This is a genomic window from Caldicoprobacter faecalis, from assembly GCF_900115765.1.
In the GTDB taxonomy this organism is placed as follows: Bacteria; Bacillota; Clostridia; order Caldicoprobacterales; family Caldicoprobacteraceae; genus Caldicoprobacter; species Caldicoprobacter oshimai.
The window spans coordinates 58,447-75,119 of sequence record NZ_FOXR01000003.1 but is presented as its reverse complement, the minus strand read 5'-3'; the positions used below and the strand labels follow the sequence as shown (position 1 = coordinate 75,119).

The following is a 16,673-nucleotide window of genomic DNA, read 5'->3' as shown; positions in this document are numbered from 1 at the left end:
ATCCCTTCTTTGTTTATAGAATATCTAAAAGACTCTTATCTTTAATATCTACCCTGCTGGCATACAATTAAAACATAAAATTGATATCTGCAGTCAACAGTTTGTAATTGACAAAAGTTGTTTATAAATAATATTATTAAACGTAAGATACAATAAGCGCTTGTTTTTTATTTTTTTAAGAAAGTGGGTCAGGAATAATGTGGATACTGTTTGCTTTCGGTTCAGCGCTATTTGCAGGTGCAACAGCTGTTCTCGCCAAGATAGGCGTTAAAAAAGTAGATTCAATGCTGGCAACCGCCATAAGAACAGTCATAATATTGATATTTTCATGGCTGATGGTGTTTATTGTAGGCTCATGGGACACAATCCTGTCAATCAACCCGAAATCGTATGTATTCCTGATTTTATCCGGGCTGGCAACCGGCGCATCATGGTTATGCTATTTTAAAGCCCTGCAGCTGGGAGATGTGAACAAAGTCACCCCCATAGACAAATTTAGCACCGTGCTTACCATGATAATGGCTTTCATAATACTGGGCGAACCCATCACCCTCGCTAAATCCATCGGAATAACCTTCATTGCGCTGGGTACATATCTAATGGTCGCCAACAAGAAAATGCAGCAGGAGCAATCAACAGCCGGCACTGCAGGCAGCGCATGGCTCATATATGCCATACTCTCAGCCGTCTTCGCCAGCCTTACAGCAATCCTGGCCAAAATCGGCATTGTAGGTATTGAGTCCAACCTAGGAACAGCCATTCGCACTGTGGTAGTCTTGATAATGGCCTGGCTTATGGTTTTTATAACCAATAAACATGGGGAAATCAAAGAAATAGACAGAAAGAGCTGGATATTCCTCTGCCTGTCGGGCATAACCACCGGCCTTTCCTGGCTGTGCTATTACAAAGCATTACAAGACGGCCAGGCCAGCATAGTGGTACCAATTGATAAGCTAAGCATTGTAATTACAGTAGCATTCTCCTATTTCTTCTTAAAGGAGAAGGTGACCGCCAAATCCTTCATGGGGCTTATACTGATCGTAGCCGGGACCATGACGCTTCTGCTTCCGTGAAGTGCTAAAATGGCATGCAATTACATTATGTCAATTTCCTTTTAGAAAAGAGGGATTATTATCTAAAGCGGGCTGAAAATATAGGTGGTTGTTTAGCCCGCTTTTCTAAACATATTTTCATTTATTTTTCTTTTTTCTAAACACATTAATCCCACCCCTATTGTTAATAACATAATCCCTATGATAAACAACGCTTTTATATCTATCCACGAACCAGTTTTTACTAATTCGTCCTTTGCAGATTGTTCATCATCAGTTTGTTCTGGATCCTTCGAATCATCCTCGCTATCCGATTCTACACCATTTCTATCCCCCGACGTCTCTTCATCATCCGATACCTCTCCGTCGTCCGAAGTCTCCTCATCGTTTGAGCTCTCTTCATCCTCCACAGGTCCTTCGTCATACGAAGTACCCTCGTCGTCCGGCACACTTTCATCATCTGAACTACTTTCCTCATCAGTAATACCACTAACTGGTTCCTCATCTATTTCAGAACCGGGAGTGGGACCAATAACAGCTCCTACACCTTGCGGCGCGGCGCCAGTTAATTCAAACAGTCCTTTCATATCAATAGTTCCTGAAGCATCTCTCTCAGGAACAATATTGATATCCGTACTTACAAACCAGTCTTCAGTAGCAGTCTCACCGTTAATATTTTTACCATCAAAGTAATTGCTGGGGTCCTGCCTTAAACTTGCCAATTCAATATTATCCGGTTTGCCGCCCTTATAGGAAATGTTATTTCTTGCCTCAAAAGAGCGTTCAATATCGCCTTTTCCGTATAAAGCATAGTTGCTTCCTCCGTTAAAAGCTGAAGTAGTATTTTCAACTATAATTGCCGGATTGCTATTACTTGTTATACCATTACCATCATTGGCAAAAGCGATAGAATTTCTAATTACATGCCTTACAGGAATACCTTCTCCACCAAGCTTAAATCCATTTCCTTCACCGGATGCACTACCATCAAGTACGGTTCCGTTCCTGTAGGCCACGCAATTCTCAATAACAACTGCTCCAATTGGACCAGTATCCACTTTGGCATACAAGTCCCAACCATCATCCAGATTGTTATAAGCAATACAACCTCTAAATACGTTGCCCTCTCCAACAGTTAATTTAGCAGCAAAACCATCAGCGTTATTATGCCCTGGATCACAATTGTTGTAAGAAGTACAGTTCAGTATTAAGTTATGGGAAGGCCATTTTTCAAAAGGTTCTGTTGACGTACCGCTAATCTGAATTCCTGTATCGCCGTTGTTATACGCATTCACCGATTCAATGATATTATGGTGCCCGGCTATCTGCATACCCTTTATATTTCCATCTGTATTGCATATGTCAATCCCATAAATATGCCAGTAGCTCCCCCAAAGTTCAAAGCCTCCGCCTGCTCCAGCAAAATCAAGTATGGCTCTTTCACCCTTCATTGAAGTCATAACAATTCTGTTCTCTTCCGTACCATCAATTCCTCTCGGAATTTTTAGCCCGGACGTCATTTTATAAACTCCGCCATCAAGTATAATAGTCTGTCCTGGCCTTACATAACTTACAGCAGTATAGATATCCAGCGGGGCCTCAATAGTTCCATCGCCGTCAGGGCTTCCATCCGGAGTTACAAATATAGTATTGTTTTGGGTTTCATAAGTCTTATGAATTACAGTAAACTTTTGTTCTACTGTTTCATAAGATGAGAGAATTTCACCTTTTTCGGTAATATAACCCTCTTTAGGCGTAAATATAACGGTATACTCATTAATACCTTTTTTAAGCTTAAACATCTTCGTGAAATCCACAGAAGCTTTTACTTCGGCATTATCAATCAAAATATTGCCTTTGCTGTCTTTAACTGTAAGGTTACCGTCCGCATTTGATAGGAACACAAACTTATAGTCCTCATTGCCTGTTTTAGTTGGTGACACAACACGATAGGAGGGTTCAATTACAGGCCGAGGTTCAGGCTCAGGAGGCGGATCAGTTGCAGGATCTGATGTAATGAAGGATATATCGGTAACAGTTACATTACATCCTCTAGCCACTGCCAGCCCTACATAAATCTTCTCTGGGTCCAATACAGTTAACTTCTTCCAATAATTATCATACATGATTATCTCGGTGCTGGGGTCATTATTTAGTATAGCATGATAGCCCGTATTGGTCTTTTTCAAAGTCAGCGTATAACTTTCTCCCTGTTTAATAACGTTATTGGGATCCCAGCTAAATGCATTATATTCTACAGTCGCTCCTTCAGTAGTATTTTTTTCAATATGCTCTTGAGTTAAACCATAAGTAAAACGAGTACCCAGTCCATCTTTTAAAGTAACTTTGGTACCATCTGGAAAAACCTTTTCAAGTTTTGTTGCCAAAATAGCAGCAGAATTTGTCATAAACAATTCAGTACTTCCATGCTCGCCTATACTGTCTCTAATAATAATTCCAAATCCTTCCTGGCCATCTACATTGGGATTTAAATAGTCAACATGGAAAGTAGCAGTAAATACAAAATTTTCTTTATATGGATCTACTTCGGTATAGTAATACGAAATCCCATCAAAGAAAGACGTGAATTTTCCACCTTTCTTATCAATGGTTCCATCTTCCTTATAGGTAGCAGAGTACAGCTTAATAACTTTTCCACCTTCGAGTACTTCGCATCTATTTGCTATATCGCTGGTTGACTGCCCAAACCGTGCAAACTTCCACTTACGTTCAGGATGTTCGGCCACAACCTTACTGATTTCACTTGACGCCGAATCTTCTCCCCTCACAGCTGTAACTCTAATGACATATTCCTGACCAACTTCCAGGTTAGATATTGTATAAGAAAGCTCGGTTACGTTGTCAGAAGCTAGCTTAAATTCAGCCTCACCGGCCTTTTTGTATTCTACTATATATCTTTCTGCTTCTTTTACCGGCTCCCACTCTACAAGCAGTGAATTGTCTTTAGCAGTATATGCACTTACGTATGGCGGTGTAAGTGGAAGTAAGAAATTAAAGCTGACTATATTCGATTCCTTTATCGTTTCCTCATCATCTCTCATTGCAACTATCTGAAAACTGTATTTGCCGCTGCTTTCAGGTACGAAAGTAACCGTTCTAATTGTATCACTGCTTCTACCAACCAAAATAGAATCAACTTCATTTCCATCACTGTCTTTTATGTATACGTATGCTTTGTCGGCACCTTCGTCTCCTGTAACAAGTTCAAACGTAATAATAATCTTGCTTTTATCGTTTTCATCTAACTCAACTGAAATTATGGTTGGGGGTTCAACCTCATCCCAATCAGGCCTTTGAACCGACTGAGAAGAGCCTTCCTGCACGCTGATATAATACACATTTACACCCGAATCCGGCGAAGCAAAATAGTAACCCCCCGCTTCCGTTATTTCTATGGTGTTCTTTATAAGTGCCGAACCTAATGCATTCACACTGGCCACCAACGTACCATCAAGCTTATACAGGTTGAGTTTCCTATCGGCACTGCTGCTAGCACTCATGGCATATACAGTCACAACTGCTTCCCCAGAAGTACTGAAATGAATGGAGCGATATTCGGCAGTTCCACTTCCGCCAAGCTTTAACCTTTTTGTAAAGCTTTCACCGTCATCAGCTGTTTTGTTATGGGTTTCAATTACAACCGTTTTATCAGAAGTAGCTGTTACTGTAAAATCACCAAATTGCTGAGTAGCGGTGAGAGTTTGGTTCTCTAACTCACTGATGTTTAATACTTTAATATTTATTTCTTGAGAAGTCTCGGCAATTATTGTAATGGGAAAGGAAGGAATCGCTAATAATAACGTCAGCAGCCACACAATGATGGCTTTAAACCCTCTATTCATCTCCCCCACCCTTATTCCCCTTATTTAAATATGCCTATATGCAAGACTTTTTAATTCAATATTATTAATTACCCCTACCCTTTTATAGCCCCTATCATGATTCCTTTTATAAAATATTTTTGTAAAAACGGATACAAGCAAAGAATAGGTACAGTGGATACCACTATAACCGCATATTTAATGGTTTCGCTTATCATCTCTTTATCATCCATACCTGCCCCAAGGGTCATCTCGGTTAAAGAACCCTGAATTAATATTTCGCGCAGTATAAGTTGTAATGGATACTTTGATCTAGACCTTGTTAAGAAAATCATGGCATTAAACCAGGAATTCCAATGGCCAACCGCATAATAAAGTATTAAAACAGCAATAGTGGGTACAACTAAAGGCACCATTATTTTAAAAAGTATAGTGAAGTGACTTGCACCGTCCAATTTTGCAGACTCTTCCAAACTATCCGGAACAGCTGCAAATGCTGTCCGCATTATTATCATATTGTAAGTATTTATTGCAGTAGGTATGATTAAAGCCCATAAAGTATTATCCAATTTAAGAGCCCTAACGGTAAAATAAAATGGAATAAGGCCCCCACTAAAATACATGGTAAATACAATTCCTAAAGATAGCGGCCTTTTAAATAACCAGTTTTTTCGCGACAGGATATATCCTCCTATAATCGTTAAAAGCATATTAATAGTTGTTCCTACTACAACTACAAAAAGCGTATTCCGATATCCATTCCAGATATTGGGGTTTTTAAATACGGCCTCATAAGAAACCAATGTAAAATCAAGAGGATGCCACAATGGTCCATAATGCATCATAAATTTCCCTGGATTGCTAAAGGAAGCAAAAACCACATACAACATAGGATACAGTGTTATAATAATCATAATTATCATAAAAATAACATTTACAGTGTCAAAAATTCGTTCCCCCACACTTGGCTTAATCTTATTATTCGCCATCTACATAGCCCTCCAATTACCATAAACTTGTATCAGTGGTTTTTCTACTTAGCCAGTTAGTAAATACTACTAATGAAAAATTTACAACAGAATTAAACAATCCTACGGCTGCACTGTAGCTCCAATCAGAGTGAAGAAGCCCCTGCCTATATACGTATGAAGAAATAACATCGGAAGTGTCATAAATAGAAGGATTATACAGAAGAATTATCTTTTCAGCTCCCACGCTAAGAATATTGCCTGTTCTTAATATAAACAATATAGTTATTGTTGGTAAAAGTCCAGGAATAGTTACGTATAACGTTTGCTTCCATCTCCCAGCACCATCAATTTTTGCTGCATCATATAACTCTTGGTCTATTCCTGTTAATGCAGCAAGATAAATTATACTTCCCCACCCAACGTGTTGCCATATATCAGAAATTACATATATAGGTACAAACAACCGCGGATTATTAAGCATAGTTTGTTTTCTAAAACCTACATATGAAAGCAACTGTGTAATAAAACCTGTATCGCTGGTAAACTGCTTGATCATACCACATATTACTACTAGAGAAATAAAATGCGGCATATAAGTAATTGTTTGAACAGTCCTTGCAAATGCTTTATTTTTCAACTCATTGATCAACAGAGCAAGTATAATAGGAGCCGGAAAACCCACTATTAGTTGGGTTATACTAATAGTCAAAGTATTCCTAAGTGTTCTACCAAAATATACTCCACTAAAAAAATTTTCAAAATGTTCAAATCCCACCCACGGGCTTTTCAAAATACCTCTTGCTGGTGAAAAGTTTTTAAATGCTATAATCGCTCCATACATAGGCCAATAATGGAATAATAAATAATATAAAATTATGGGAATGGCCAATAAATATAGCTCTTTATTTCTCATGACATCCTTTTTGACTTTATCAGGCAAAGACAACTTTTTACTGGTATCCCCCAAATTCATGCTTATTTCATTACTGAGTTTGTACATATAACCCCTCCGCAAATTTTTAAAATTATTCTCCACAGGATGACCTTAAAGGTCATCCTGTGGAGAATAAATCAGATTTAAACCCAGACTTTATCTTGCATAATACCTATCTAGAGCCCTCTGATAAATCTCAATAGCCTTGTCAATCCCCATATCCTTTATTGTCTTCTGAAACTCATCTACTTTGGAGACTGGCTCTGTCCCCATAATAATCTTCATGGTCATTTCATCTACATAGGTATTGATCTCATTCATAATCTTAGCCACCTCAGCACTTTCCTCCGGTGTAAACGTAATAGGTGGCATTACCGAAGTATTCTCATCAACATCAGACCACTTCACCAGAGCGTCTTTTTGCTGTGGCATTGTATAATACTGCCTTATATAATTTACATCTTGTATAAAAGGCCCATTAATGGGTGCCAAACAGTATTTTGACATCGCTTGAGCTATGGTCAAGCCCTCTGGATTATTCATAATGAGATCAGTATATGTTGGAACACCATTTACATATTCAAAGGATACACCTTCAATACCGTAATTGTATAGTATATGACCTTCTTCACTGTATGCATAATCAAGAAATCTCATAGCTATATCGGGATGCTTACACGAAGTTGTAATTACTGCGTGACCATTGGACGTAAATTCAAACGAATTCATATATTTAGGCTTTTCACCTGGATTTTTAACTGGATAAGGTGCAGCAACTAAATCGTATTCTGGATTTTCTTTCCTTGCGGTATTAATGTAAGGTCCCATCTGTCCTCCGCCTGCAGCCCTAGTAGCTCCTGCTCTTCCAGTAGTCATCTTGGAATCCTGAATGGTCCTATCAACTGTAGAAAAGTTCTGATCAATAAGCCCCTTCTTGTACCAGTCTGCCATGGTTATTAAGAATTCCTTGTAACCATCTTCGACAGGACCAAATTTGACAACTTTATTGTCTGGATAAAATGTTCTGTCAATGCCAAAGGCATTTACAAAAGTCATTCGTATTTGATCTAAATTCCCAGTAAATGGAGCTTCACAGCCTTGATTCTCTTTAAACGCTGTCAACACCTTCTCCCAATCAGCTATGGTTATGGGAACATCATGTCCATTGGCTTTGAGCCAATCAGCTCTCAACACAGGGCCACTCGTATGTCTTAACTCTTTATGGCCTCTAATAAAAGGAACCAGATAGAATTTACCGTCATCGCTTTTTACCTGTCGTGCAACCTCTGGATTAGCTTCATAATAAGCCATAAGATTGGGCGCATACTTTTTCATGAGATCTGTAAGTTCTATAATTACACCATCATTGTAGAGCTTCATCACTCCACCGGGATAGCTGGGCCATTGATATACCATAATATCAGGATACTCGCCCGAAGCAAGTAAAACATTAAGGCTTTCCTCTGCCTGCCCCACAGGAGGATGTATATATTCCACTTTCACTCCTGTCCTTTTTTCTAATTCCTGTCTCCATGGAAGTTCACTATAATTAGTACAATAAGCCGTAACATTTGCTGCCAATTCAACCCAATAGGTCAACTTATAATCTCCCTTAATCGGATAAACAGATTCTGCATCTCCTGAATCCTCCGAATCTTCTTGTTGAGATTGTTGGTCTTTACTTTGTTCAGTATCAGTAGAAGTTGAATCTTTCGGCTCAGTAGTAGTGTCAGAACCAGTGTCAGCTTCTCTTGAGCCGCAACCTGCAAACAGTACGAAGCACAATACCAGAACCAAAATTACTGATAAAATTCTCATCTTAGACATATACCTTATCCCCCTTTTCGTTAAAGGTTTAGTTTGGAAAGTTAAAACGTGATGTGCATGTTGGCGCCACATGTGGATTTAGCTTTGCAAAGCTTTGCATTACCAATTGTATTAAGAAACGAAAGGCAGGTAAATTATTAGATTTTACTTTATTTCATTTTTTTAAACTGTGGCTGTTATTAATTTTTAAACATTACAAAAATTTAAACTACTCATTCATTTTTTTGTATTCTCCGGGAGTAAAACCCGTGTATTTCTTAAAAACATTAATAAAAGTTCCTACACTTCCAAATCCTGACTTTAGTGCTGCTTCTTTCACCTTTTCGTCCTTCAACAAATATTCCTTTGCTTTTTCTATTCTTTTATAGTTTATATAATCCACATAATTCACATTAAAATGTTCTTTAAAAAATCTACTTAGGTATTGAGGAGTAACATTAAACTCCTCAGCTATTTTTTCCAAGCTCAATTGATTATCCAAAAAGTTCTTTTCTATGTATTCTATAATCTTATTTTTTAGTTCAAGTGAAGTATTCTTTTTTCTATAATTAACCGCTTTACAAGCGTAAATGACCAGCTTTTTTATATCCAACAAAAAGAAAGATAAACCTTTCGAATTTATATTTTGATTGTTTAACTCCCTTAAACTGTCAAATAGAAGTTTGGTATCTTCTATTCTTGCTTCACCCATAGCCTTAATCAATGAACAATATAAATTATATATAAAAAATTTCATCATATCGTATGTAAGCTGCTTATTGCTAAAATTTTCATCATACAAGTTTTGCACAAGCCCAAGTGCTTTTTCTTGCTCCCCATTTTTTATATAATTTATCAGCTGCAGTTCCTTCTGTATAGGAAAAGTGAAAAGGTTATCATCTTTCTTCGATATGCTCTTATAAAATACAACACTTTGATTCATTAATAAAGCGTAACTAAGGGCCTGTTCTGCTTCTTCATAGGACTGTGACAACTTTGTACTTCCACTATATACATTACCTATACCTACATGCAGTACAAAGTCGAATCTATTCTGGACTTGTTTTTTTATTTCTGTTATCAATTCCAATACATTTGTTTCTATTTCACTGTTGTCGATATTTGAGTTATATGCTCCGTAAATACAGGCAATCTTATCGTCTTCCAACTCAGTAGTGTATAATACTTCATTATGTTTATCAGACATTTCTTCAATGGTTGTACGCAAAGCAAGCTTAAATAACTCTTTTTCAGCATGATCCGCATTATCGTTCTCCTCAGCTTTTTTAATTCCGAATACCATCACAGCTGACATAACGAAATCGAAGTTTATATTTAACAATCTATTAAAAGAGTTAGAACCACTATCCATCTCCCTAATTTTGTGGCTTTCCTTTAAAATCTTAACGAGATAATTCTGTTTTATCATAGGGATATGGCTCTTTAAAAGTTCTCTATTCAGCGTTAATTCTCTATATGAAGATTCCAATATATTTGAGATAACTTCAAAATCATCCCGGTTATCAGCTTGATAGCCATAGCTGGATTTAATAAAACTTATGATGTTATTTATAGGCTTATAGCTTTTATTAGCAATCGCTAATGATATCCAAAAACCCATAAAAACACACGCGGTGATAATAACTGCAGTCGATATTTTCAGCCTATCGATTTCTTTAGAATACGCTTCATAAGGTATAACGCTGACAAATTTCCAATTATTATATGTTGAAGATACATGAGTCATAATTACGCGCTTTCCTGAGGCAAGCTTCATTGTAATGGCAGGTAATCCCAAATTTTTTGATGAAAATAAGTAATCATAGTCCGTAGAACCCTCGAAAACAATAATATTAAAATCTTTGTCCAGAATATAAAAGCTACCATTATATTCTTTTATCGTATCCAAAAATGCATCTATAAATTCTGCTCTATTTATAAAAACCATAATACAGCCTAAATTATCGCTAAAATTCGGCAATGAATCTTGAAATAATATTTTTTCTGCATTGCCAAAATATTTAGATTTTACCGTTAAAGGCATAAATTGTCTAAAATTAGAATGTTCCAATGAACTTAGCCATTTTTTGTATTCGTACTCATCAAACTCATTTGTATATATATTGCTGTAAAATATATCAGGCGTATAAAGACCCGTAGGTGAAATAATAGCATTATTAGCTTTTGAATATATAAATATATCGCCAATAAAATCGTTCAACACAGTATATTCTCTTAGATCCATCATTATTTCTCTAGCCAATAAATTCAGGTGTGGTACACTGGTATATCTGGTGTACAAAAAGTCAAAAATCCTTTGGTTAAGAGAAAGTTCGCTAGATAATCTATATAATCTTTCAAGAAACGAATCAACCATATACGACGATTGTCGAAGGGAAACCATATTATCTTTTTTGATTTTATCCTCTACAATCTGCAGAGTTTGAAAATAGTTTACCGTACCCAGAATTATCATTGGCAATATAAATATTATCAAATATGATATGAATATTTTATAGAAGGTCCTTGTACGTTTAACCAAAACAGACCCTCCTTTTACAATATAACAGAAATGAAAAATACTTAATTATAATGTCTTTAAACCTTATACATATATTCTATCTTTTAATCATTATTCCTCCTGATTGAAATCAAAAACTTTACTATTACAAAATCAACAAGTTGACCTCCCTCCTTCTATATGGTTAGAATAAAACTAAGGAAACCGGCGAACGGTTAAATCCTTCTTAATTAAAAAGAACTCGATGAATTAGAAGCGCTAGCAATACTCCATGACATTGACAAAATAGGAATAAGCGATAAAATATTGAACAAACCGGACGAACTAATCGATGAAGATGCGACAAATTCCTCCTCTTCCACGTATATTGGCAGTGGCTGAGCTTGTAATGCCATAACAGAAAACGGGGTTTATCGCAAAGCCGTGAACAAAGAAGCAGCAATTGAAGAATAAAAACGGACGCAGGTACTCGGTTTACCCCAAATATTATAAGGATATTCCTGGAAATATTGAATGTACAAGAAGTCCAAGTAAAAAACGCTTAATTTAAAAAGAAAGGATGTTGGAGATGATGTGGATAGTCTTTGCATTTAGTTCAGCATTATTCGCAGGAGCAACTGCAATTCTTGCAAAAATGGGGATTAAAAAAGTTGACTCGATGCTAGCCACGGCCATAAGGACCATCATCATACTTATATTCTCATGGCTCATGGTATTTATTGTGGGATCGTGGAATACCATCCCGTCAATTGATTCCAAAGCATACATATTTTTAATTTTATCAGGTTTGGCAACGGGCGCTTCGTGGCTTTGCTATTTCAAAGCGCTGCAGCTGGGCGATGTCAACAAAGTGACGCCCATAGATAAATCCAGCACCGTGCTTACCATGATTTTGGCGTTCATCATACTTGGAGAGCCCATTACCCTCCCCAAACTGATTGGCATGGTAGCAATTGGAGTAGGCACCTATCTGATGATCATCAAGAAAAAAACGCAGCAGCAACCATCCACAAAAGCGGAGGGTAACGCGTGGCTTGTGTACGCCATCTTATCAGCAGTCTTTGCCAGCTTAACGGCAATCCTAAGCAAGATCGGCATCGTTGGCATCGAGTCCAACCTAGGAACAGCCATCCGCACTGCGGTAGTTTTAATCATGGCATGGCTCATGGTCTTCATATTAGGAAAGCAAAATGAGATTAAGGAAATCGACAAAAAGAGCTGGCTATTTCTCTGCCTGTCGGGTATAACCACCGGGCTTTCCTGGCTATGCTATTATAAGGCCTTGCAGGACGGTGAAGCCAGCATTGTAGTACCGATTGACAAGCTCAGCATTGTAATTACAGTAACTTTTTCTTATTTCTTTTTAAAGGAGAAGCTAACAACAAAATCTTTACTGGGGTTGATACTCATCGTGGCTGGCACTATGGCGCTTTTGTTACCATAAAAATATATCAATTTGTTCTTATCTCCTTGTCTGTATTTATGATTTCATTTACAAAGGATTATCGCCTGTTAAATCAACGACCAAATACCTCCTTTGATGCCTCCAGTATTTCTCTGACTTTATATTTTAATCCTTCACCAGTGTCAAGACAACAATTTCCGGATGATTAAAAAGCCTTTGAGGAATAACACTGTTCCCCAACCCCCTGCTTACAACCATAAGCGAATTTCGGCTTTTATATACCCCTGATGTATATTTCGGGAAAAATCCTTGATTCGGAGCAACCAACCCTCCTACAAAGGGTAGTCTCACCTGCCCACCGTGTGCATGGCCACACAAGATCAAATCAAAGCCATGCTCACTGTACAAAGGAAACATTTCGGGCCTGTGAGCTAGTAAAATGCTAAACGTACCGGTTTCCCCTATCCCATTCAGCACTTGTTTGATTTCATTTTCAATTATATTTGCTTCTTCTTGCCCGGCTTGATCTGCTGCAGGGTCATCTATTCCCACAATGTAAATCCCGTCTTTCCCTTTACTGAGCCTGTCATAGGCATTCCGTAAAACACGAATGCCATTTGCCTCTAGCAGTTTTCCCAGAACATCAAACTTCCCCGACCACCATTCATGATTTCCAGTAACAAAATAGACTGGAGCGATTCTGGAGATTTGCCCCACCAGCTCCAAAACAGGTTCTGCATCATAATGCCTGCTGTCAACCATATCCCCTGTACACACTATCAGGTCAGGCTGTGCATCTTTGATTTTCTTAACAAGATTCTTTTGTCCTTTGCCAAATTTCTTACCATGTAAGTCTGATAAATGAACTATCTTATACCCGTCAAAGGCATCAGGCAGCTTATGCGATTTAATAGTGATATCTGTAATAATAATGAAGTTGTTTTCATAATACAAAAACATCCATATAAGGATAAATACAATAATTAATTTCAGGCTTTTTCCTTTGTTCATAAAACCCGTCCTATCCAAAACTTTTATTTCTAATATTCTTTACGAACACACCTTTTTCCTCTTTATTTAACTGTCATTTACTGAGAGCAGCCGTTTTGGTAGCTGACAAAAATATTTTCTAAATTCATTCAAATCTTATTGACAATCTAGCATCATACATGTATTATTGTATTAAGATCTTAATACAATAATACAAAGAGGTGATTAAATGCCCTGGGACATAAAACCAGATCGCCCAATTACTCAGTTAATAGAGCAAATACAGCTGAAGATTTGTTCGGGTGTATATCCACCAGGTTCAAGATTGCCTTCAGTACGTGACCTTGCACAAGAAGCCTCTGTAAACCCAAATACCATGCAAAGGGCCCTTGCAAAGCTTGAGGAAGACGGATTACTGTACACCAACCGCACAAGCGGGAGATTTGTAACGGAGGATACAGATATGATTAAACAGGTAAGAAAGAGACTGGCCGAGAAGCATGTACAGGATTTTCTTAAAAAAATGACAGAACTAGGCTTTGACTACAATGAGATTATATCCATTATATCAGCAATGATAAAAACGGAGGAGATGAAACATGAATAATATTTTGGAGTGCAGAAACTTAACCAAAATCTTTGGCACAAAAAAAGCCCTGGATAATGTCACCCTCAGCATTCCCCGTGGGAGGATTGTCGGGCTGTTAGGGCCAAATGGCAGTGGGAAAACCACTTTTATTAAGCTTTGCAACCAGCTTTTAACTCCCACAAGCGGCGAAATACTGATTGAAGGCAAAAGACCCGGTGTTGAGACCAAAAAAATAGTGTCGTATCTTCCAGAAAAAAACTATTTGAGTGACTGGATGAAGGTATCCGATATCATTGGACTTTTTAAGGATTTCTATGATGACTTTAATGCAGAAAAAGCTTACGATATGTTAAAAAGCCTAGGTATCAAGCCAAACGATAGGCTTAAATCAATGTCAAAAGGGACAAAAGAAAAAGTCCAGCTTACCTTAGTCATGAGCCGTGAAGCCAAGCTTTATTTGCTGGATGAGCCCATAGGTGGCGTAGACCCGGCTGCTAGAGACTATATTCTTGACACCATACTCCGCAACTATAATGAAAACGCAACAATCATTTTGTCTACACACCTTATATCAGATATTGAGAAAATCCTCGATGATGTCATATTTATCAAGGGAGGGCAAATTGTTTTGGCAAAAACAGTTGATGAGATCCGAGAGGAAACCGGAAAATCAGTAGATTCTTTATTCAGGGAGGTATTCAAATGTTAAAAAAGCTGTTAAAATATGAAATTAAAGCAACTGCACGTTTCTTTCTACCGCTGTACGCAGCTTTAGTGGTGTTTTCGTTAATAAACAGGTTTTTAAACCCCTTCGGCCTGATTTCATCTTCAAACAACCTCAACATGCAGGTAATTATTAGCATCCTTAGCATAGCAGTTTATTTTGCATTAATAATAGGTACATTAGCTATGACCGTAGTCATCATGATCCAAAGGTTTTACAAAAATCTCTTAGGCGATGAGGGGTATTTGATGTTCACTCTACCCGTTAAAACTTGGCAGCACATCATAAGCAAGCTGCTTGTGGCCATGATGTGGACCGTTCTGAGCTTTTTGGTAACCATAGGCTCCATTTTGATCATCGCCAGTATTGAGGGTTTAATGGACAAACTGAGCGAATTGGTCAAAATATTTAAAAACTATTTTGGTGCTGCTGGATTTTTCGTAACACCGGTTTATGCTATTGTAATGGTTGCCTTTTATATAGTTATGGTTTACGCTGCCATCGCCCTGGGACATCTGTTTGAAAAGCATAAGCTTGCAGCCTCTTTCGGTATGTTTTGCGTTCTTTACTTCTTCTACCAAATTGTATCGGCTTTGTTTATTCTTTTGTTTAGCAGGACAATTTTTAGTTTCCTTATTGCTGCCAGGGTACCAACGCCGCAAGAAATAAATATGTTTTTATTGACGTTTGCCCTTCTTTCTGCAGTGCTAACAACAGTAAATTTCACGCTGACAAACATCATCCTACAAAAAAGGTTAAACTTAGAATGATACGAGCAGGAGCTGAATAGTTATTTTATTCAGCTCCTGCTTTTTCCTCAAACTCAATCCATCTTACATTATACCTTGCCAATAAAAAATATTTTGGCATGGGATAGATCAAGGAGCAAGTAAAAAGGGATAAGTATTCATCTCACTTATCCCCTAAACCATTGATTTATAAGCCTTTTTAAAACTTCTTTTACAATTTATTTTACTACCTCTTTTTATCCTTTTTTCTCTTAATAACCCTATCCTGTAACACAACTTTATTTTAAGTAACAGGAGTTTTTTGAAATAGAATCAAGTTCATAGGATTACAACTTATTATGCATATTCTGTTTGACTAGTGAATTATAAACTCCGCAGCTAAATAGTAAGTGTCATATTCCCCTGAATCTGTTGAAACCAGTACATCTTTCACAATACGGTATTCGCCCGAATCCAGGCTTCCATAAAGCCATTCCCAATCCACTGTCCATTCACCATAGCCTCCAGCAGCTAGAATATAGCCAATATCCTCAAATCCATAGTCACCATCAAAGGCTACAGGAACCTGATACCAGCTTCCATCAATTTTCTTTTCTAACCAAAAGGATTCACTATAGATACACTGACTGCTAGAATTATTCTCAAATGTTACTGTTAAACCGGTAGGTGAAGCTGTTCCTTCCTTTACTGCCTTGGTAACGCCATCAATGTTGTTGACGGTTTGAAAAGTTGTAGGCTCCCAGTCAGTTATCTCAGCGGGCTGGCATGAAACAGCTCCCATCACACTGTTTTGTTGTTCCGCAGTTGAATTGATGTTACCAAAATTGCCACATCCCGCCAAGAGAACCAAACTCCCAGATACAAATGCCAATAAAAATAGATATTTTTTCATACAATCACCTCTCCTACTCAGTTTGACGCAAAAAAATAAAAAAGCTCCATCAATAATATGTGGGCATTCATAAGCTCCCCTCTACATTTTCATGTAAAGGATACAGGAAAAACTCAACATGTACTCACATAAGGGTTAAGAGGAATATATAATCAGTATCTTACATACACAGGTTCACCTTTCTTAGCAGATTCCATA

Annotated in this window: 12 protein-coding genes; 5 read left to right on the top strand and 7 right to left on the bottom strand. The window is 37.6% G+C overall.

The annotated features are described in order from the left end of the window. Nucleotides 1-197 precede the first annotated feature (197 nt). Nucleotides 198-1,073, top strand: coding sequence for an EamA family transporter (locus tag BM241_RS02035; RefSeq protein ID WP_092281921.1), 876 nt, complete (start codon nucleotides 198-200; stop codon nucleotides 1,071-1,073). A 92-nt stretch (nucleotides 1,074-1,165) separates the two neighbouring features. Here BM241_RS02035 and BM241_RS02030 read toward each other — a convergent pair whose 3' ends face one another. The 5 genes from BM241_RS02030 to BM241_RS02010 form a co-directional block, all read right to left on the bottom strand. Continuing rightward, nucleotides 1,166-4,915 carry a right-handed parallel beta-helix repeat-containing protein gene (locus BM241_RS02030; RefSeq protein WP_242948231.1) on the bottom strand — a complete coding sequence of 1,250 codons (3,750 nt, stop codon included), beginning with the start codon at nucleotides 4,913-4,915 and terminating at the stop codon, nucleotides 1,166-1,168. 74 nt (nucleotides 4,916-4,989) lie between these two features. After that, nucleotides 4,990-5,883: a carbohydrate ABC transporter permease gene (locus BM241_RS02025; RefSeq protein WP_035147463.1), complete on the bottom strand. Its 894-nt coding sequence runs from the start codon at nucleotides 5,881-5,883 to the stop codon at nucleotides 4,990-4,992. Nucleotides 5,884-5,899: 16 nt separating this feature from the next. Then, nucleotides 5,900-6,838, bottom strand: coding sequence for an ABC transporter permease (locus BM241_RS02020; RefSeq protein ID WP_035147509.1), 939 nt, complete (start codon nucleotides 6,836-6,838; stop codon nucleotides 5,900-5,902). A 117-nt stretch (nucleotides 6,839-6,955) separates the two neighbouring features. Continuing rightward, complete coding sequence (locus tag BM241_RS02015) at nucleotides 6,956-8,626, bottom strand: extracellular solute-binding protein (RefSeq protein ID WP_177206064.1); 1,671 nt, start codon at nucleotides 8,624-8,626, stop codon at nucleotides 6,956-6,958. A 208-nt stretch (nucleotides 8,627-8,834) separates the two neighbouring features. Further along, nucleotides 8,835-11,147: a helix-turn-helix domain-containing protein gene (locus BM241_RS02010; RefSeq protein ID WP_092281918.1), complete on the bottom strand. Its 2,313-nt coding sequence runs from the start codon at nucleotides 11,145-11,147 to the stop codon at nucleotides 8,835-8,837. A 550-nt stretch (nucleotides 11,148-11,697) separates the two neighbouring features. On the opposite strand from BM241_RS02010, the gene BM241_RS02005 reads away from it, so the two are divergent. After that, nucleotides 11,698-12,570 carry an EamA family transporter gene (locus BM241_RS02005; protein WP_025748657.1) on the top strand — a complete coding sequence of 291 codons (873 nt, stop codon included), beginning with the start codon at nucleotides 11,698-11,700 and terminating at the stop codon, nucleotides 12,568-12,570. A gap of 126 nt (nucleotides 12,571-12,696) precedes the next feature. Here the strand turns inward: BM241_RS02005 and BM241_RS02000 are convergent, their stop codons facing one another. Then, nucleotides 12,697-13,542 (bottom strand): metallophosphoesterase, encoded by an 846-nt coding sequence (locus BM241_RS02000; protein WP_092281917.1) that lies wholly within the window; start codon nucleotides 13,540-13,542, stop codon nucleotides 12,697-12,699. A gap of 208 nt (nucleotides 13,543-13,750) precedes the next feature. Between BM241_RS02000 and BM241_RS01995 the strand changes: the two genes are divergently transcribed. The 3 genes from BM241_RS01995 to BM241_RS01985 are packed head-to-tail and all read left to right on the top strand — an operon-like array spanning nucleotide 13,751 to nucleotide 15,604. Further along, on the top strand, nucleotides 13,751-14,128 hold the full coding sequence (locus BM241_RS01995) for a GntR family transcriptional regulator (protein ID WP_092281916.1): 378 nt from the start codon (nucleotides 13,751-13,753) through the stop codon (nucleotides 14,126-14,128). After that, nucleotides 14,121-14,819, top strand: coding sequence for an ABC transporter ATP-binding protein (locus tag BM241_RS01990; protein ID WP_025748660.1), 699 nt, complete (start codon nucleotides 14,121-14,123; stop codon nucleotides 14,817-14,819). Before BM241_RS01995 ends, BM241_RS01990 begins: the two co-directional genes overlap by 8 nt. After that, nucleotides 14,813-15,604 (top strand): hypothetical protein, encoded by a 792-nt coding sequence (locus BM241_RS01985; RefSeq protein WP_092281915.1) that lies wholly within the window; start codon nucleotides 14,813-14,815, stop codon nucleotides 15,602-15,604. Before BM241_RS01990 ends, BM241_RS01985 begins: the two co-directional genes overlap by 7 nt. 334 nt (nucleotides 15,605-15,938) lie before the next feature. Here the strand turns inward: BM241_RS01985 and BM241_RS01980 are convergent, their stop codons facing one another. Continuing rightward, nucleotides 15,939-16,475: an immunoglobulin-like domain-containing protein gene (locus BM241_RS01980; protein ID WP_092281914.1), complete on the bottom strand. Its 537-nt coding sequence runs from the start codon at nucleotides 16,473-16,475 to the stop codon at nucleotides 15,939-15,941. Nucleotides 16,476-16,673: the final 198 nt, after the last annotated feature.

Bases quoted from the DNA above. Each gene is read 5' to 3' on its own strand.
- BM241_RS02025 (WP_035147463.1), bottom strand. From the start codon at position 5,883: ATGGCGAATAATAAGATTAAGCCAAGTGTGGGGGAACGAATTTTTGAC.
- BM241_RS02035 (WP_092281921.1), top strand. From the start codon at position 198: ATGTGGATACTGTTTGCTTTCGGTTCAGCGCTATTTGCAGGTGCAACA.
- BM241_RS01995 (WP_092281916.1), top strand. From the start codon at position 13,751: ATGCCCTGGGACATAAAACCAGATCGCCCAATTACTCAGTTAATAGAG.
- BM241_RS01985 (WP_092281915.1), top strand. From the start codon at position 14,813: ATGTTAAAAAAGCTGTTAAAATATGAAATTAAAGCAACTGCACGTTTC.
- BM241_RS02020 (WP_035147509.1), bottom strand. From the start codon at position 6,838: ATGAATTTGGGGGATACCAGTAAAAAGTTGTCTTTGCCTGATAAAGTC.
- BM241_RS02030 (WP_242948231.1), bottom strand. From the start codon at position 4,915: ATGAATAGAGGGTTTAAAGCCATCATTGTGTGGCTGCTGACGTTATTA.
- BM241_RS02015 (WP_177206064.1), bottom strand. From the start codon at position 8,626: ATGTCTAAGATGAGAATTTTATCAGTAATTTTGGTTCTGGTATTGTGC.
- BM241_RS02005 (WP_025748657.1), top strand. From the start codon at position 11,698: ATGTGGATAGTCTTTGCATTTAGTTCAGCATTATTCGCAGGAGCAACT.
- BM241_RS01990 (WP_025748660.1), top strand. From the start codon at position 14,121: ATGAATAATATTTTGGAGTGCAGAAACTTAACCAAAATCTTTGGCACA.
- BM241_RS01980 (WP_092281914.1), bottom strand. From the start codon at position 16,475: ATGAAAAAATATCTATTTTTATTGGCATTTGTATCTGGGAGTTTGGTT.
- BM241_RS02000 (WP_092281917.1), bottom strand. From the start codon at position 13,542: ATGAACAAAGGAAAAAGCCTGAAATTAATTATTGTATTTATCCTTATA.